The sequence below is a fragment of the Halomicrococcus pelagicus genome (assembly GCF_051917725.1).
GTDB lineage: Archaea > Halobacteriota > Halobacteria > Halobacteriales > Haladaptataceae > Halomicrococcus.
In genome coordinates this window covers 1-527 of sequence record NZ_JBQBLX010000017.1, presented here as the reverse complement: position 1 = coordinate 527, position 527 = coordinate 1, and the positions used below count along the sequence as shown (strand labels likewise).

The window sequence follows — 527 nt, the reverse complement described above, 5'->3', positions numbered from 1 at the left end:
GGCTACGGACGCTTTAGGCCCAATAATAGCGGCCATCACTCGGGCTGCCGGTATTACCGCGGCGGCTGGCACCGGTCTTGCCCAGCCCTTGTTCCTGAACCACCTTACGGTTCAGAAAAGCGAGGACGATATGCCCTCGCACTCGGAGTTCCCTTATCGCACTGTCGTGCAGTGTAAAGTTTTCGCGCCTGCTGCGCCCCGTAGGGCCTGGATTCTTGTCTCAGAATCCATCTCCGGGCTCTTGCTCTCACAACCCGTACCGATTATCGGCACGGTGGGCCGTTACCCCACCGTCTACCTAATCGGCCGCAGCCACATCCTATGGCGCCTGAGCGTTTCGAGCTCTCCGCATTCCAGCGTGAGAGCCGTATTCGGGATTAGCCTCAGTTTCCCGAGGTTATCCCGATCCATAGGGTAGTTTGGCCACGTGTTACTGAGCTATCCGCCACGAGTGTGAACTCGTGCGACTAGCATGGCTAAATCGAACTCCGATAGCAATGGCCTCCGGCAGGATCAACCGGAATGGT

Annotated in this window: 1 rRNA gene; it reads right to left on the bottom strand. The window is 57.9% G+C overall.

The window, feature by feature from the left end:
- Window positions 1-524, bottom strand: a 16S ribosomal RNA gene (locus ACTF4R_RS21160); the annotation flags it as partial.
- Window positions 525-527 lie beyond the last annotated feature (3 nt).